Annotated in this window: 14 protein-coding genes; 5 read left to right on the plus strand and 9 right to left on the minus strand. The window is 65.2% G+C overall.

Features of this window, described 5'->3' with window-relative positions; genetic code table 11:
* Positions 1-7: 7 nt before the first annotated feature.
* The 3 genes from QM748_RS16950 to QM748_RS16960 form a co-directional block, all read right to left on the minus strand.
* Positions 8-379, minus strand: a complete 372-nt coding sequence (locus QM748_RS16950; RefSeq protein ID WP_415248174.1) for a DUF4810 domain-containing protein — start codon at positions 377-379, stop codon at positions 8-10.
* Positions 380-408: 29 nt separating this feature from the next.
* A complete protein-coding gene (locus QM748_RS16955; RefSeq protein WP_415248175.1) occupies positions 409-1,092 on the minus strand; it encodes a CsgG/HfaB family protein in 684 nt (227 codons plus the stop codon).
* Positions 1,093-1,266: 174 nt separating this feature from the next.
* Entirely contained in the window at positions 1,267-1,785 is a 519-nt protein-coding gene (locus QM748_RS16960) for a PEP-CTERM sorting domain-containing protein (protein ID WP_415248176.1), read from the minus strand.
* A gap of 626 nt (positions 1,786-2,411) precedes the next feature.
* Between QM748_RS16960 and QM748_RS16965 the strand changes: the two genes are divergently transcribed.
* A complete protein-coding gene (locus QM748_RS16965) occupies positions 2,412-3,488 on the plus strand; it encodes a metal-dependent hydrolase (protein ID WP_415248177.1) in 1,077 nt (358 codons plus the stop codon).
* Positions 3,489-3,495: 7 nt separating this feature from the next.
* Here QM748_RS16965 and QM748_RS16970 read toward each other — a convergent pair whose 3' ends face one another.
* The 5 genes from QM748_RS16970 to QM748_RS16990 form a co-directional block, all read right to left on the minus strand.
* The gene (locus tag QM748_RS16970) at positions 3,496-4,596 is read right to left on the minus strand and encodes a ComEA family DNA-binding protein (RefSeq protein WP_415248178.1); all 1,101 of its coding nucleotides are present in this window, start codon (positions 4,594-4,596) and stop codon (positions 3,496-3,498) included.
* Between the two features lie 219 nt (positions 4,597-4,815).
* Positions 4,816-5,190 carry a hypothetical protein gene (locus QM748_RS16975; protein WP_415248179.1) on the minus strand — a complete coding sequence of 125 codons (375 nt, stop codon included), beginning with the start codon at positions 5,188-5,190 and terminating at the stop codon, positions 4,816-4,818.
* Positions 5,191-5,232: 42 nt separating this feature from the next.
* Positions 5,233-5,700 (minus strand): Fur family transcriptional regulator, encoded by a 468-nt coding sequence (locus tag QM748_RS16980; RefSeq protein WP_415248180.1) that lies wholly within the window; start codon positions 5,698-5,700, stop codon positions 5,233-5,235.
* Between the two features lie 23 nt (positions 5,701-5,723).
* Positions 5,724-6,404 (minus strand): Fe2+-dependent dioxygenase, encoded by a 681-nt coding sequence (locus tag QM748_RS16985; protein ID WP_415248181.1) that lies wholly within the window; start codon positions 6,402-6,404, stop codon positions 5,724-5,726.
* Positions 6,405-6,493: 89 nt separating this feature from the next.
* The gene (locus QM748_RS16990; protein WP_415248182.1) at positions 6,494-8,731 is read right to left on the minus strand and encodes a TonB-dependent receptor; all 2,238 of its coding nucleotides are present in this window, start codon (positions 8,729-8,731) and stop codon (positions 6,494-6,496) included.
* A 322-nt stretch (positions 8,732-9,053) separates the two neighbouring features.
* Here QM748_RS16990 and QM748_RS16995 point away from each other — a divergent pair, with 322 nt between their 5' ends.
* The 3 genes from QM748_RS16995 to QM748_RS17005 all read left to right on the plus strand — a co-directional run bounded on the left by QM748_RS16995 (position 9,054) and on the right by QM748_RS17005 (position 13,203).
* The gene (locus QM748_RS16995; protein ID WP_415248183.1) at positions 9,054-9,770 is read left to right on the plus strand and encodes a response regulator transcription factor; all 717 of its coding nucleotides are present in this window, start codon (positions 9,054-9,056) and stop codon (positions 9,768-9,770) included.
* A complete protein-coding gene (locus tag QM748_RS17000; protein WP_415248184.1) occupies positions 9,767-11,089 on the plus strand; it encodes a sensor histidine kinase in 1,323 nt (440 codons plus the stop codon). Before QM748_RS16995 ends, QM748_RS17000 begins: the two co-directional genes overlap by 4 nt.
* Before the next feature lie 116 nt (positions 11,090-11,205).
* A complete protein-coding gene (locus tag QM748_RS17005; RefSeq protein ID WP_415248185.1) occupies positions 11,206-13,203 on the plus strand; it encodes a methyl-accepting chemotaxis protein in 1,998 nt (665 codons plus the stop codon).
* Between the two features lie 66 nt (positions 13,204-13,269).
* Here the strand turns inward: QM748_RS17005 and QM748_RS17010 are convergent, their stop codons facing one another.
* Positions 13,270-13,917 carry a TetR/AcrR family transcriptional regulator gene (locus QM748_RS17010; protein WP_415248186.1) on the minus strand — a complete coding sequence of 216 codons (648 nt, stop codon included), beginning with the start codon at positions 13,915-13,917 and terminating at the stop codon, positions 13,270-13,272.
* A 175-nt stretch (positions 13,918-14,092) separates the two neighbouring features.
* Between QM748_RS17010 and QM748_RS17015 the strand changes: the two genes are divergently transcribed.
* The gene (locus QM748_RS17015; protein WP_415248187.1) at positions 14,093-15,292 is read left to right on the plus strand and encodes an efflux RND transporter periplasmic adaptor subunit; all 1,200 of its coding nucleotides are present in this window, start codon (positions 14,093-14,095) and stop codon (positions 15,290-15,292) included.
* The last annotated feature ends 8 nt before the right edge of the window (positions 15,293-15,300 follow it).

Consider the following 15,300-nt stretch of genomic DNA (forward strand, 5'->3'; position numbering starts at 1 on the left):
CGGGATCTCACTCGGATTTGGTTGCCTTGCGCATCAGGAAGTCCATGTAGGCGGTGCTTTCCGGATACAGGGACTTTTCGGCCTCGAAGTGCCGCAGCATCTGGTCGGGCTGCTGGCTTTCGGCGTACAGGATGCCCAGGTGAGCGTGGTAGCCCGGCGGCACCGGCAGGCTCTTGGCGCGGGCTTTTTCCAGCCCGGCCTCGAGCGCGGCGATCTGCTCCTGCGGGCCTTGTTCCTTGGTGAAATGGCCGTACAACGCGGGCTGGTATTCGCCCCAGTAGTAAAGCGGGTGATGGGTGCTGCTGGCGCAGCCGGCCAGCAGCAGCACGCTCGCGGCCGGCAGTGCGGCCGCGAGGCGGGCGAGGGCAAGAGACTTCATGCTGGTCTGGTCGTCGTGGCGGCGCTGGCTCAGCGGGCAGGCTGCCAGGCACCGGATTCGATGCCTTCGACCAGGCGATTGACCGCTTCGCGCATGGCGAGGTCGAGCACCTTGCCGTTCAGCGTCGAGTCGTAGCTGGCGGTGCCGCCGAAACCGACGACTTCGCGATTGTCCAGGCTGTACTCGCCGGCGCCCTGGGTCGAGAAGACCACTTCCGAACTGGCGACGTCGACGACGTTGAGGTTGACCTTGGCGTAGGCGACCTGCGACTTGCCGCGGCCGAGGATGCCGAACAGCTGGCGGTCGCCGGTTTCCTTGCGGCCGAACTCGGCGACGTCGCCGGTGATGACGTAGCGGGCACCCTTGAGCTTCTGCGCGGCGCCGGACAGTTCGGCTTCCTGCTTGATCTCCGCCATGTTGTCGCGGTCGAGCACATTGAAGCGGCCGGTCTGCTGCAGGTGGGTGATCAGCACGGTCTTGGCCTGGCTGCCGAGCCGATCGACGTTGTCGCTGAAGATGCCGCGCATGAAGCTCGAGCGGTTGTCGAACTTGCCGACCGCGATCAGGCTGCGCTGGCCGGTGTAGGGCGTAGTCGCCGATGCCACCTTGGGGACTTCGAGCGTGCGGTGCTGTTCGGTGGCGCAGCCGGCAAGGATGGCGGCGGCCAGAACGCAGGTGGTGGCGAGCTTGCGGGAGACGGGAAGGGCGCGCATGGGAGGCTTCCGGTTATGTCAAATGAGATGGTGCGGGATTATGTCGCAAATGCTGGGCGACAAACCAGGAACTTGTTCTCATCCCATGACGGCACGCGGCCGTCCGCTGCCCCGGCCGCAGGGGCAGCGGTGCGTAAGCCTTCTCCTCGCCGTCCGCGCCTCCGGCCGGCTGTGTCAGGCCTGGCGCCGTAGCGTGCGGGTGCCTGCGACGCCGAGCAGGGCGCCCATCAGCAGCAGCAGGGAACTGGGTTCGGGCACTTGCGAGTTCGGCACCACGGTGCCGGACTGTTCCTTCCAGATGCCGACCGTATGGTTGTCCGATTCGTATCCTGCGCCGTTAGTCTGCTTGAAGACGATCTTGTCGAAGCTGTAAGCGTCGTCGGCGAAGAAGTTCAGGAAGACGTAGGGTTCGCTGCGGTTCTGGCCGCTGAACTTGCCGTTCGGGTTGCCACGGTAGTCCGGCATGCCGGACACGAGATTGAGCACATCCACCGGGCTGAAGGAGAACACTTCGTCGCCGCCGCTGTAGAAGATGACGTGGTTGCCGCCGTCGAGCGCGGACAGCCAGAAGCCGAAATAGGTCAGGCTCTGGTCGAAGCTGATCGAATAGCTGGATGTGGTGCCGAGGCCGGAGACCGCATAGCTGCCCTGGCCGCCGGCGCCGCCATACTGGTCGGCGGGCCTGATGTTCACGCCGCGGTAGGTGCCGGTGATGCCGAGGTCCGCATTGCCGAAATTCGAGTCGTAGGTGCCGACGACGCCGGTTGAACAGCGAATCGAAACGCTCGACGCCGACGATTTCCTCGCCCTTTGTACTGGAGCCCGGTTTGAACGAGGCGGTGGTGTTGGTCACGCCCGCTGCTTCGTAGGTGACCACGAAGGCTGCCGCTGCGGTGGTGGAGATCGCGGACAGCGAGGCGGCCAGCAGGGCAGGGGCGAGAATGCGGGTCTTGATCATCAAATGGGCTCCTTGGTGAGCTGAACATTCATCCGGGTACGACATCCCCGCGCGATGTTCGCGTTGAAGAGAGAATTGCGAAATAAGCTGTTGATGGCAATTCTGACCATTCCGTCCGCTGGGAATGAGGAAGAAAGACACGGTACGTGTATCGTCGGGCGCCGGAACCGGTGTCGAATGAGATCCCGTGCGCAACTTGTCACGCGCAACGCGCTCGAAGCCGGAGCGCGCGGCTGGAGAACCGGCGTGGCGCATGTGCAAGGGCGTGGGCTGCCGCTGAGAGACGGGGCAGCCTGACGCCATCTGGAGAAGCGATGGAGAAACTGGCGCTGGTGCAGGGCACATTCGTGCGGGAGGCAACATGGATACGCTGACGCATGCACTTTCCGGCGCGCTGGTGGGGCGCCTGCTGGCACCGCGCGGCAAATCCGCATCAGCGGTGCCATTGCCGAGACCCTGGCAGGCGGTGGCCGCCGGTGCCGTTGCGGCAACTTTCCCCGACCTCGATTTCGTCCTCGGCTGGGTGTCGGAGCTGACCTACCTGCGCGGCCATCGCGGCGTCACCCATTCGCTGCTGCTGTTGCCGCTGTGGGGGCTGCTGATCGCCTGGCTGCTGTCGCGCTTCTGGCAGCGCGGCCGCCGCCGCGGACCGGACTGGCGCAGCCTGTATGTCGTCGTCTGCGCGGCGATCCTGATCCACATCCTGGGCGATCTCATCACCCAGTTCGGTACCATGATCCTCGCGCCGTTTTCCGAGCGCCGCTTCGGCTGGGGGACGAGCTTCATCATCGACCTGCCGTTGACCGGGATCATCCTCGCCGGCCTGCTCGGCAGCGCCTTGTGGCAGCGCAGCCGGGTGCCGTCGGCGCTGGCGCTGGTGGCACTGGCAGGCTGGATCGGCGTCCAGGCCACCGGGCGCGGCGAGGCGATCGATGCGGCCCATGCCTATGCCGAGCGGCAGGGCATCCGGGCTGTGCTGGTCGATGCCGCGCCGCGTCCGGCCTCGCCCTTCAACTGGACGGCGATCGTCTTCGACGGCGAGCGCTACCACTACGCCCACATCAACACCCGCCGCAGCGAGCCGCTCGTTGCCGGAGACGGCGACAACTTCATCCGCCGCTTTTCCGCCCCTTACCAGCCGCTTGCCCAGGCACGGTGGGAGGTGCGCGAGCGCTTCGGCGACAATGGCGTGAGCCGGCTTGTCCAGCAGGTCTGGAGCGCCGAGGATTTCGCCTTCTTCCGCTGGTTTGCGATGTTCCCGGTGCTCGACCATGCCGGGAGCGGGCCGTCCGGCCAGTTCTGCGCCAACTTCGTCGACCTGCGCTTCATTACCCCGGGCCGCGACGAGACGCCTTTCCGCTACGGGCTGTGCGGCCGCGAAGGCGGCTGGCGCCTGTTCGAACGCGAGCCGGGCGGCCTGCGCTGGGTGATGGACTGACGGAGCGTCAGACGCGAAGCTGCGGACGCAGCTTGTCGAGCAGCTTGGCGCCGATGCCCCTGACTTCGATCAGCGCATCGACCGACTTCCATGGCCGGCCGGCGACGATGCCCTTGGCGATCGCGGCGGTGACGCCTTTCAGCCCGGCAAGTGTCGCGGCGTCGGCGTCGTTGATCGAGATCTGCACGTTTGCCGGCGTCTGCTTGGCGGCCTTTGCTGTGCGGGCCGGGGTGCGCCGGGAGGGCTTCGGCGCTTCGGCAGGCGCAGCGGCCGCTTCGTCGGCCTCGACGGCCACCTCGGGAACGGCTTCGATGGCTGCGGGTGCAGCATCGGGGGCCGCTTCCGCTTCCGCTGCGGCGGCGGCGAGTTCGGCGGTGGGGGCGGGCAGCGGGCCGTCGACCGGCAGCGAGAAAGTCCGATAGTCGCGTGTCACATAGCCGCAGCCGGTCCATTCACGCAGCATCAGGGTCAGGTGCCAGCGTCCGGCAGGCAAGGTGCAGGCGGGCAATTCGGCGTCCACCGCGCCCGTCGCATGCTGGCCGGCGATGCAGCCCAGGTCCGTGCTGCCGACCAGGATGCCGCTGAACGCACCGCCGCGGTAGGTTTCGGGCAGCGCCCACAGTTCGAGGATGAGCGAGCCCGACAGATTGCCGGCAGTGCGCGGATTGCTGATGCTGTCGGCGTGGATGGCGGTATGCCCCGCGGCGAGCGTGTAGCCGACCGAGCCGTCGATGCGCGGCAGGCAGAAGCGTTCACTGCGCGGATAACCGGCGCTGTCGCAGCGCTGCAGGCCATTGCCGTCGTCACACGCCAGCGCCAGGCTCAGCGCATGTTCGGCCGTACCGGCAGGCAGCATGGCAGCCACCGTGGTTTGCACCGACGTGTTGCCGGATGCATCGGCCCACAGCGCACCGCAGCCTGCATTGGCGATCAGCGTGTCGCCCGCCCACAGCTGCAGCACCCAGTTCCGCCCGGCCGCCGCCAGCGGGTCGAGGATGCGGATGTCGGCGCGCAGGCTGACCTGATCGCCGTCGAAGGCATAGCCGTGGTTGTAGCCGAGCCGGGCGGCAGCTGCGGCCGGGGAGAATTGCGCGTCGATGAAGGACATGGTGCTCAGTCTGGTCGTTTGATCGGGGCGCATTCTGAGGCAGCTGGATGGGGATGGAAAGCGAAAATTAATCAGTATTTTCAATGCTCTAAGATGGGGCGGCATGACCAGAATGGTGCATGGCCCGTGTGCGGGTACCGGCCGGTTGATGCTTGTGGAATTTTTTCGGCGACTCGTGCGCGATTGCGCCGGGACAGAGGAAACGGCCGGGGGCGTGCGTCAGGCCTGGGCCGAGTTTGCGTTGGCCCGCTCTTCCTGCGTCCTGAGACAGCCGATCGCCATGTGTGCGCCGAAGAGCATCATTCCACTGCTGATGGAGGTGAGGAACAGGGAGTCGATGAAGATGGCGGTGATGAAGGCAAGCAGACCGATCACGATGCTGGCGGAGCCGAACTTCACCTGCGGGATGCCGAAGAGCGGCGATCCATCGTCTGGCTTGTCGCCGGCGAGTCGTCCGAAAAGGACCCAGAAGCCATAGCAGGCACCGCCCGACAGCAAGGAGAACAGGGCGGGCGGGGCGATGAAGAAGGCCAGGACGCCGAGCAGGACGAAGCCGCAGCAGAAGATGAGCAGGGCCGTTTTGCTTTTCTTCATCATGCTGTCTCCTGTGTGCCGGAATACGTCGGCGGGGGCTGTTCAGGTGGGTCGGGTCTTGCGCACGTCGCCCGTCGAACTCGATGGCCTCGCCTTCACCATCAACGAGTAGGTGGACAGCTCGAAGCCGTGCTGGCGGCAGAAATCTTCGATGGCATGGCTGAGTGCTTCGTCGGCGAGCCAGTAGTCGCGCCCGGTGTCTTCGCACAGGATGTGCTGGCGGAAGTCCTTTTCAGCCAGGGAATAGTGGGATTTCCCGGCATCGATGGCATGGAGGGTCAGCACGCCTGCTTCGACGAAGCGCTTCAGCACGGTGTAGATCGACGACAGCGACAGGGTGACGCCGTTCTCGGTGAGGCAGGCCTGGATGTCGTAGGGCTGCAGCGGCTCGTCCGCCTGGGCCAGCACCGTCCATACCGCCAGGCGGGGCACGGTGACGGAGACGCCGGCCTTGCGCACGGCGTGGATGGCGGCGCTGGTCGAATCGTTGGCGTGGACCAGGGAAGGCATGCGGGTTTCCGGACTCAGCATCATCAGGTTTGCGCCCATTGTCGTATCAGGTTGTGATAGGTGCCGGTGAGGCGATTGACCTCGTCGGCGTTGTCCGGCCGGGTGGCCAGCCGCTGGATGCTGTTGTCGAGGTCGTACAGGATGGCGCGCCTTGCATCGTCCTGGACCATGCTCTGGGTCCAGAAGAAGGAGGCCAGGCGCTGGCCGCGCACGACCGGGCTGACGCGGTGCAGGCTGGTGCCGGGATAGACCACGGCATGTCCGGCGGGCAGTTTGACTTTCTCGACGCCATAGGTGTCATTGATGATCAGTTCGCCGCCCTCGTACTCCCCGGGCTCGTTCAGGAACACGGTGGTGGAGATGTCGGTGCGGATGCGTTCGCCGGACGCTGGGGCGACGCGTATTGCATTGTCGATGTGGAAGCCGTATTCGCCGCCGCTCCGGTAGCGGTTGAACATCGGCGGGAGGATCTTCAGCGGCAGCGCGAAGGAGATGAAACAGGAATTGGTGGACAGGGCGCGAAGGATCATGCGGCCGAGTTCGACGGCCGTTTCGTCCTGCACCTGCAGTTGTTCGTTGCTCTTCTGCTTCACCGCGACGTAGCCCGCGGTCTCGCGGCCGTCGTGCCAGTGGGCCTGGTCGAGCCGGCTGCGCATTTCGGCGACTTCCTGCGGGGTCAGCACGTCTGGAATCACGAGCATCATGGTCGGGTGTTTCCGTTGGATGCGGCCATCGGGCATTCCGGGGGCACGGCCGGATGCGATGGCCGTGCTCCCGAAAGGGTCATTGACCGTCAGTCGAAGCGATAAGTTGCATTGAGCATGTACGAGCGGCCCGGAGCCACCATCGCGAACAGGCCGACGTGCGAGGCTTCGTGCATTTCCTCGTCGGTGATGTTGTTGACGTTGAGCTGCAGGTTTAAGCGCTTGTTGATCTCGTACCTGGCCATGGCGTCGTAGCGGGTGTAGCTCGGCAGTTCGAGCGTGTTCGCGTCGTTGGCGTAGCGCATGCCCATGTAGGTGGCGCCGCCGCCCAGGGTCAGGCCCGGCAGTACCTCATAGGTGGTCCACAGGCTGGCGCTCTGCTTGGCGATGAACTTCATGCGGTTGCCGTCGAACGTGGCGCCGCTGCGATAGCTCAGGACTTCCGGATCGAGGTAGGTGTAGCCCGCCCACACGTTCCACTTCGGCGTGATGGCGCCGGCCACGCCGAACTCCACGCCGCGCACGCGGTTGCTGCCGTCGAGCGTGACCCAGCCGAACGGGTCGGTGGTGCGCGCGTCGGTCTTCTTGGTCTCGAACACCGCGGCGGTCAGCGACAGCATGCCGTTCATGACGTCCCATTTCGTGCCCAGCTCCCAGCTGCGGCTCTCTTCCGGCTTCAGGTCGCGGATCTGCGCGCCACCGGCAACGCCGTCCGCGCCGCCGCCCTGGCCGAGGTTCTCGCCGGCGGGGTTGGACGAGGTGCCGTAGGACAGATAGATGCTGCCGTTCGGCGCGGGCTTGTACACGATGCCGGCCTGGTAGTTCCAGAAGCCATCGCTGCGGCTGGTCGTGTAGTTGTCGACATCGAAATGGTCGCGGCGCAGGCCGACGTTGATCGAGAACTGCTCGTTGATCTCCATGGTGTCGAAGAGATAGAACGAGCGCGTCTTGATTTCGCCCGCGCCGGTGCGCTTGCCATAGACGAGCCTGTAGTTGTAATGGCGGTCGGCGGTCGGGTTCTGCAGCGAATCGATGTCGTTGGCCGGGGCGCCGCTCATCGAGCGGTTGTAGATCTTCTCCTTGCCGAATTCCAGGCCGGTGCTGAAGGTGTGCTTGAAGCCGCCGAGGACGAAGCTGCCGTACAGATCGGTCTGGTTGATCAGCGAATCGCTGCCGCGCCACCAGGTGCGGTTGCCGCGGGTGAACTGGGCGTTGGGGCTGCGCGGGTCGCAGGCCGCACTGGTGCTGCCGGCACGGCAATTGTCGAACGACGGGCGCGACAGCAGGTAGTGGTTGACGGTTTCGGTGTAGCGCGTGATGTTGCGCAGCTTCAGCTCATTGGAGAAGTCGTGCTCGATCGTCGCGGTCGTCGTCTCCATGTCGTTTTCGCGGAAATCGGTTTTCAGCCGGCCATAAAACTTGTCGCGGTCGACCTTGGGCGGCTTCTTCAGTTCGGGATGTGCTGCGTTGCTGAACGGAATGCCCTGGTCGGGCATGTCGTGGTTCTCGACCTTCGAGTAAGCCAGCGTCAGGCGTGTCGGCGTGCCCAGGCCGAAGGCGATCGAGGGGGCGATACCCCAGCGGTCGATGTCGACGCCGTCGCGGCCGGGGATCTCGCCGCCCATCTTCATCACGTTCAGGCGTGCGGCAATGGTTTCGGCGAGGACGAAGTTGCCATCCACCGTGGTGCGCCACTGGTTGGCGTTGCCGAATCCGGCGGTGACCTCGGCGAAATTCTCCAGCTTCGGCTTTTTGGTCTGCAGGTTGATGCTGCCGCCGGTGCCGCCGCGGCCGGTATAGGCGGAGCTGGGGCCCTTGATGATCTCGACGGCTTCGAGGTTGAAGGTTTCATGCGAGCCGCGGGCATAGTCGCGCACGCCATCGATGAACATGTCGGTACTGGCTTCGTAACCGCGCACGAAGGGACGGTCGCCGTTCGGCGTGCCGCCTTCGCCGGCGCCGAGGGTGATGCCCGGCGTGGTGCGCAGCACATCGGTCAGCGAGGTGGCGCCGCGGTGCCTGATCAGCTCCTCGGTGATGATGGTGATGGTCTTGGGCGTTTCCAGCAGCGGTGCGGTGATCTTGGGGCTGCTGGCTGCCGCCGGAGCCTGATAGGCGTTTTCGTGCTGGCCTTCGACCAGGACGGGCGAGAGGGTCGCATCCTGGGCATGGGCCGCCGGTGCGATGGCGACCGCGCCGCTGATCATTGCACCCATCAGCACGGAGCTGGTCCGGACGCTGGTCCGGGCAGGCTCGAAGGCCGACTGGAAACTTTCCAGCGGCAACAGCGTGACGGCCGGTGCCGTCTGCTTTCCATCATTGTTCATGTACACGGCTTCCTTTGCGGATTCTGGGGAAAAAGATGCGCCGCCCAGCACGCTGCATGCGGACGCAGTGCGCCGAACGTCCAGGCCCGGCGCAGGAGTGGCCTGACCTGTCGGGGTAGAGCCCACGCAAGAATAGGAAGCCGTGCGTCGAATTTCCGTTGAAAAAGAACGCGGAACGGAAGAATAATGAGAACTGTACTCATTAGATTCTTACGTGATTGTTATTCGACGTTTTTTTCACATGCGAGCTGATAGCCTGCCCGAACGCGCTGATTTGCCGATATACGTGCCGTGCGACCCGCGTGGTCGCCGCGAGGTCTGGATGCCACCCCGCAAGAAGCAGCAGATTCCCTATACCGTCCTGATCGTCGAGGACGAACTTGCCATTGCGGAGAACCTGCTTCTTGCCCTGGAGACCGAAGGCTTCATCGCCGACATGGCACGGGACGCCGCCGCTGCCCTCGAACGGCTGGGGCACGAGCCCTATGATCTGGTGCTGCTCGACATCGGCCTGCCCGGCATGGATGGTTATGCCCTGCTCAGGCAGATGCGGGAAGACCTGCAGCTATCGACGCCGGTGCTGATGCTGACCGCGCGCTCCACGCTGGAGGACAAGGCACTGGGTTTTTCCAGCGGCGCCGACGACTATCTGGTCAAGCCTTTTGCGCTGGAAGAGATGCTGATGCGCAGCAAGGCGCTGATCCGCCGTTCCAGGCAGCTTTCCGACACCGCCTTCGTGCTCGACTACGGACCCTTGCGCTATGTGGTGGCGGACCAGTTCGTCACCGTGGACGGGCGGGAGATCAAGCTGTCGCGCAAGAACCTGATGATTCTCGAACTGTTGCTGCGCTATGGCGGACGGGTGGTGCCGCGCCGCCGCCTGGAGGAATACCTGTGGCAGGGGGAACCGCCCTCGGCCGAGGCCTTGCGCAGCCAGATGCACCTGCTGCGCAAGGCGCTGTCCACACACGGTTTCGATGGCATCGAGACCGTGCACAGCATCGGCTGGCGGCTGGTGCCGAATGCCATGCAGCCATGAAGAAATCGCTCAAGCGGCGCATCACGCTGGTGCTTACCGGCCTCGTCAGCCTGGCCGTGTGCGTGACGGCGGCGCTGACCTATGGCGTCTATCTCCACGTCGAGAAGAAGATGATCCGCGACCTGATCGACACCGAGTCGAAGCGGCTGGTGCCGCGGGTGTCGCGCTTCGGCGACAAATGGACGGAGGCCCTGGAGCGCGACATGGGGCCGTCGATGTACGTCTGGGCCGAGTCGGCCACGGTGCGGGCAGCCAGCCTGCCCGACGAATTGCGCGGCCTTTCCATCGGCCTGCACGAACTGCCCAGGGACAAGAGCACCTGGCATGTGGCGGTGGTCGAAGCGAGGGACGGGCTGCTGTACGTGGTCTACGACACCGTGGTGCTGGAAAAGCAGCTGCACGATTTCACCCGCGCCCTGCTGGCCATCGTTATCGGCTGTTCGATCGTCGCCATGCTGCTCAGCAGCGGGGTGGCGCGGCGGCTCGTCATGCCACTGAATGCGCTCACCGAGCGGCTGACGCGCTGGGTGCCGAGTTCGGTCGCGGTGGATAGTCCGCATGCCAACGAGGCAGACCGCCTGATGGAAGTGTTCAATCGGGTGCAGGATCAGGTGGATGGCGCCATCGCCGACCAGCGTGAGTTTTCCGCCAACCTGCACCACGAGATCCGCACCGCGCTGACGGTGATCCGCAGCGATGCCGAACTGATGCTCAGATATTCCACGATGGGGCTGGAACAGCGGCGGCCGCGGCTGGAGCGCATCGTCAAGTCGGTGCATGAGATCAGCCAGTCGCTGGAAAGTACCTTCAGCCTTGCCCATGCCCGCTTCGATGACAAGGGGTGCGTCGACATCCATGCCTGCGTGGAGGACATCTTCGAGAGCCAGAGCGTGGAGGCGGGCAAGGCGGGCCTCGAGTTCGTGAATGCCGTGCAGCCGGGGCACGAGGAAACGATCAGCCGCCATGCCCTGCTGACGGTGATGCGAAACATCGTGCGCAACGCGGTGCTGCATGCGGCGCCGGCAAGGCTGACGGTCTCGAGCGTCGCGCATGGCCTGCAGTTCACCGATTCCGGCCCCGGCATTGCGCCGTCCGAACTGCCGCATGTGTTCGATCGCTATTTCAGCAACCGCCGCGTCGACCAGCGCCCGCATGAACAGCGTGAGCCGGGTGCCGCCGCGGGCATGGACCAGGCGGGCATCGGGCTGGCGATCGCCAAGCGCGTCTGCATCATGCAGTCGTGGACACTGGACGTGGTTTCGCCGGTGGGTGACGGCAGGGGCACCTGCTTCACGCTGGTTTTCGGACAGCACGCCTGAGGAACGGACCCCGCCGCCCGACGAGCTGCAGGCCAGGTTCAAGTTTTTTCGTTCCCTGCCGCTAATGGCGTGACGGCTGCATCGGCACGCCGGACAACGACAAGCAGAGCGAAATCATGTTCAAGAACCTTTCCATCGGCCTCAAGCTCAGCCTGATTCTGGTTGCTTCCATCAGCATCCTGCTGTTGGCCGGCACTGCAGGGCTGTCGAATTATCTGGGCACCAAACTGGAGGAACGATCGGTACGGGTACTGGAGGACACGAATGCCAGCGTCGTCAAGATGATCGAGGTTTTCAACCGCGGGCTGACGCTGAGTACCGAGCGCCTGGGCAGGCTGTTTGCCAGGGAGTTCCCGGAAGGGTTCGAACTGCGGCAGGGCGCGCTCTACCATGGTGGGGTGCCGATCTCCGAGCATGACACCAGGGTTCTGGATGATTTCACGAGGGATTCGGGTGCGGCGCCGACGGTGATGCGGCTGGCCGACAACGATTTCCTGCGGGTCGTGACGTCATTGACCGATAGCCAGGGCAAGCGCCTGACGGGCTCTTTCCTGGGCGCGGCTCACCCGGCAACGGCCCGGCTGCTGCGCGGCGAATCCTTTTCCGGCAAGGCCACGGTCTCCGGCCGGGAACTGATGACGCACTATCAGCCGATCAAGAACGCCTCCGGCACGGTCATCGGCGCTCTGTCCGTCGCCATCGATTTCACCGGCGGGCTTGCGGATCTGCGGCGTTCCATCACCAGCATCCGGATCGGTGAGACGGGTTATCCCTACGCGATCAGCGCAGGCGGAAGCGAACGTGGCACGGTGATGGTGCATCCGGAGGTGCAAGGGCAGTCCCTGCTTTCCGCCGTCGATGCCGCGGGCCGGCCGTTCATTGCCGAAATGCTCGACCGCAAGAACGGGTTCCAGTCCTATGTGTGGAAAAACCCGGGCGAAAGCAATGCCCGCGACAAGGTGGCGGTATTCAATTACTACGAACCGTGGGACTGGGTGATCATCTCCGGCAGCTATCTGGATGAGTTCAACAGCGAAAGCCGGTTGGTGGGACAGGGGATGATCCTGCTGTTCCTGGTGCTGGTGCCGATCGTGACCTTGATCATCGTCGTGGCGACCCGGCACTGGGTGAGCAAGCCGCTGAAGGAAGCGGTGACGCTGGCCACGCGCGTCGCCGATGCCGACCTGAGTGTCAAGGTCAGTGCTGCCTCGCAGGACGAAGCCGGGCAATTGATGGCGGCGCTGGGGCGCATGGTCGGCGGCCTGGGCAAGACCATTGCCGAAGTGCGCGACGCCGCCACCACGGTGAGCGATGATGCCAATGTGCTGAGGCGGCAGGCCGATGAGGTCGCGGTCAATTCCGACAAGCAGAGCGACGCGACGGCCGGGATGGCGGCAGCGGTCGAGCAGATGAGCACCAGCATCGACCTGATCGCGGGCAATACGGACGAAGCGCGCGAGACCAGTTCGGAAGCGGCGCAGATATCGGCCGACAGCTCGCGCATCATCCGGCTCGCCACCGAGGCGATGCAGGACATTGCCGGCACCGTCGGCCAGGCATCGGAAAAGCTGAGCCAGCTGGGGCAGTCGTCGAAGGAAATCTCCAGCATCGTCAACACGATCCACGAGATCGCCGAACAGACCAACCTGCTGGCGCTCAACGCTGCCATTGAAGCCGCGCGGGCGGGCGAGCAGGGCAGGGGGTTCGCCGTGGTGGCCGACGAAGTGCGCAAGCTGGCCGAGCGCACCTCGAGTTCGACCAAGGAAATCTCGCGCATGGTCGATCACATTCAGCATGACACCGAGGACGCGGTGGCGAGCATGAACAAGGGCGTCGAGCAGGTCGACAGCGGCGTCAAGCTGGCGACCGAGGCCGACCAGGCGATCCGGCGCCTCTACGATGGTGCGATGAGGACTTCGGAGGCGGTGGCGAGCATCAGCAATGCAGCCAAGGAGCAGAGCGCGGCTGCCGCCAGCGTGGCGCAAGGGGTCGAGCAGATTGCCCAGATGGCGGAGCGCAACAATGCCGATGCCCGCCAGTCGGCCGAGGCCAGCAAGGCGCTGGAAGAGGTCGCCAGCCGGCTCAAGCGGAGCGTGGAGCACTTCCGCGTCTGAACGCGCCCTGACAGGTTCCATCACGACGCTGCGCCCGCCCTGGCCGATGCCGGGGCGGGCGTTTCTTCATGGGCGCGATCCAGGTGTGTCCGTGCAGGGCTGGTTGAGCAGGTCGCTGATGGCGATCTGGAGCCGCTGTGTGACCAGGTTGCGGTCGAGGCCGGGGTTGCGGATGGTACGCAGCACCAGCCCCTCGAACAGACAGGCCAGCACTTCCACCATGCCGCCAATGGCGGCATCGCTGTCCTGGAGGCCGGCACGGCTGCGGATGTCGCGGATGAGGGCGGCGAGTTCGCGCCGGCAAGTGGTGTCGGCCTCGCTGACGATCTGCGCCACGCGCGGATTGCGCGCGGCTTCGGCGACGATCTCGAGCTTCAGGCCGGCGGCGGCGGGGTCCAGCTGCTTGGCGACGCCTTCGGCGGCGCGTTCGATCAGTGCGGCGCGGACGTTGCATGCCGCGCGGAACTGCGCGGTCATCTCCAGCACGCTTTCGAGATCCTGGGCGACGATCGCCGCGATGATGGCTTCCTTGTTCTCGAAGTAATGGTAGATGTGGCCGGGGCTCATGCCCGCGATGGCGGATATCTTGGCGATGCTGGCGCCATGGAAGCCATGTTCACGGAAACACTGCGCGGCGGCGCACAGGATCTGCTGGCGGCGGGCGGTGGCGCGCGGGGCGTCGGCGTGGGGCGTCGTCGTATCCGTGTCTTGCATGCGTTTGATATAGAGCCGGGCCCTGCTGTCGCTGCAGGGTGGAAGTTCTTGCGATGCAGCAGAGGCTAACATAGAATGAGCGTTCAATCTAGAACAACCCTTCTAAAAGGGCGGGATCATCGTGCGACGGAAGATCTCCCATGACGATCCTGTTTCTCGAATTCACGAGGCTCCAATGAAGAGAATCAATAGCGCCGTCATCAAGCCTGCTGTCGTGCTTGCGCTGAGTACCCTGTTCCTCGCTGCCTGCGGCGGCGGTGCAGAGCAAGGGGGCGCTTCGGCACAGCAGGCCGCGCCGCAGGCGCCTGCCGTCACCGTGCTGACGGTCAGGACCGAAGCGGTGCCGATGGTGTCGGAACTGCCGGGGCGCACGAGTCCCTATCTGATCGCGGAGCTTCGTCCGCAGGTTTCCGGCATCGTCACCCAGCGTGCCTTCAACGAAGGCAGCGAGGTCAAGGCCGGGCAGGTGCTGTACCGCATCGATCCCGCTCCCTACCAGGCCGCTTTCGACAGTGCGAAGGCGTCGCTCGCGCGTGCCGAGGCCAATGCCGAGGCGGCGCGCCTGACGGCCCAGCGCCATGCCGGCCTGGTCAAGATCGAAGCGGTCAGCAAGCAGGCCAACGACAACGCCCAGGCCGCGCTGCAGCAGGCCAGGGCCGAAGTCGCGGCGGCAAAGGCGGCGCTGGACAAGGCCCGCATCGACCTCGACTACACCCAGCTCAAGTCGCCGATCGCCGGCCGCATCGGCCGTTCGGCGGTCACGCCCGGTGCCCTGGTCACTGCCAATCAGGCCCAGACGCTGGCCACCGTGCAGCAGCTCGATCCGATCTACGTCGATCTGAGCCAATCCAGCGCCGAGATGCTGCGCATGCGCCGCGAAATCGAGGCCGGCCGCCTGCAGACCAACGCCAAGGGTGACGTGCCGGTGAAGCTGATCCTGGAGGATGGCACCGAATATGGCGCCGAAGGCCGCCTGGCATTGTCGGAAGTGACGGTCGACTCGGGCACCGGCAGCGTCACGCTGCGCGCCCGCTTCCCGAACTCGGACGGCGTGCTGCTGCCCGGCATGTACGTGCGTGCGCGCCTGCCGCAAGGCATGCGCAACGAAGCCATCCTGGTGCCGCATGCGGCGGTGTCGCGCGATCCGCACGGCAATGCGGTGGTGATGGTGGTCGGCGCCGAGGACAAGGTCGAGGCACGGACCGTTCAGGCGGTGCAGTCGATCGGCTCCAACTGGGTGGTGACCGGCGGGCTTGCCGGCGGCGAGCGCATCATCGTCGAAGGCCTGCAGCGGGTGCGCCCGGGCGCGCAGGTGCAGGCACAGGAGGCGGGCGGTGCGCCCGCGCAGGCGCCTGCCGCGCCTGAAGCGAAGTGAGGTAGCGC

The sequence above is a fragment of the Thauera sp. genome (assembly GCF_047601425.1).
GTDB lineage: Bacteria > Pseudomonadota > Gammaproteobacteria > Burkholderiales > Rhodocyclaceae > Thauera.

Bases quoted from the DNA above. Each gene is read 5' to 3' on its own strand.
- QM748_RS16995 (WP_415248183.1), top strand. From the start codon at position 9,054: ATGCCACCCCGCAAGAAGCAGCAGATTCCCTATACCGTCCTGATCGTC.
- QM748_RS16950 (WP_415248174.1), bottom strand. From the start codon at position 379: ATGAAGTCTCTTGCCCTCGCCCGCCTCGCGGCCGCACTGCCGGCCGCG.
- QM748_RS16975 (WP_415248179.1), bottom strand. From the start codon at position 5,190: ATGAAGAAAAGCAAAACGGCCCTGCTCATCTTCTGCTGCGGCTTCGTC.
- QM748_RS16990 (WP_415248182.1), bottom strand. From the start codon at position 8,731: ATGAACAATGATGGAAAGCAGACGGCACCGGCCGTCACGCTGTTGCCG.
- QM748_RS16985 (WP_415248181.1), bottom strand. From the start codon at position 6,404: ATGATGCTCGTGATTCCAGACGTGCTGACCCCGCAGGAAGTCGCCGAA.
- QM748_RS16970 (WP_415248178.1), bottom strand. From the start codon at position 4,596: ATGTCCTTCATCGACGCGCAATTCTCCCCGGCCGCAGCTGCCGCCCGG.
- QM748_RS17005 (WP_415248185.1), top strand. From the start codon at position 11,206: ATGTTCAAGAACCTTTCCATCGGCCTCAAGCTCAGCCTGATTCTGGTT.
- QM748_RS17015 (WP_415248187.1), top strand. From the start codon at position 14,093: ATGAAGAGAATCAATAGCGCCGTCATCAAGCCTGCTGTCGTGCTTGCG.
- QM748_RS16980 (WP_415248180.1), bottom strand. From the start codon at position 5,700: ATGCCTTCCCTGGTCCACGCCAACGATTCGACCAGCGCCGCCATCCAC.
- QM748_RS16965 (WP_415248177.1), top strand. From the start codon at position 2,412: ATGGATACGCTGACGCATGCACTTTCCGGCGCGCTGGTGGGGCGCCTG.
- QM748_RS16955 (WP_415248175.1), bottom strand. From the start codon at position 1,092: ATGCGCGCCCTTCCCGTCTCCCGCAAGCTCGCCACCACCTGCGTTCTG.
- QM748_RS17000 (WP_415248184.1), top strand. From the start codon at position 9,767: ATGAAGAAATCGCTCAAGCGGCGCATCACGCTGGTGCTTACCGGCCTC.
- QM748_RS17010 (WP_415248186.1), bottom strand. From the start codon at position 13,917: ATGCAAGACACGGATACGACGACGCCCCACGCCGACGCCCCGCGCGCC.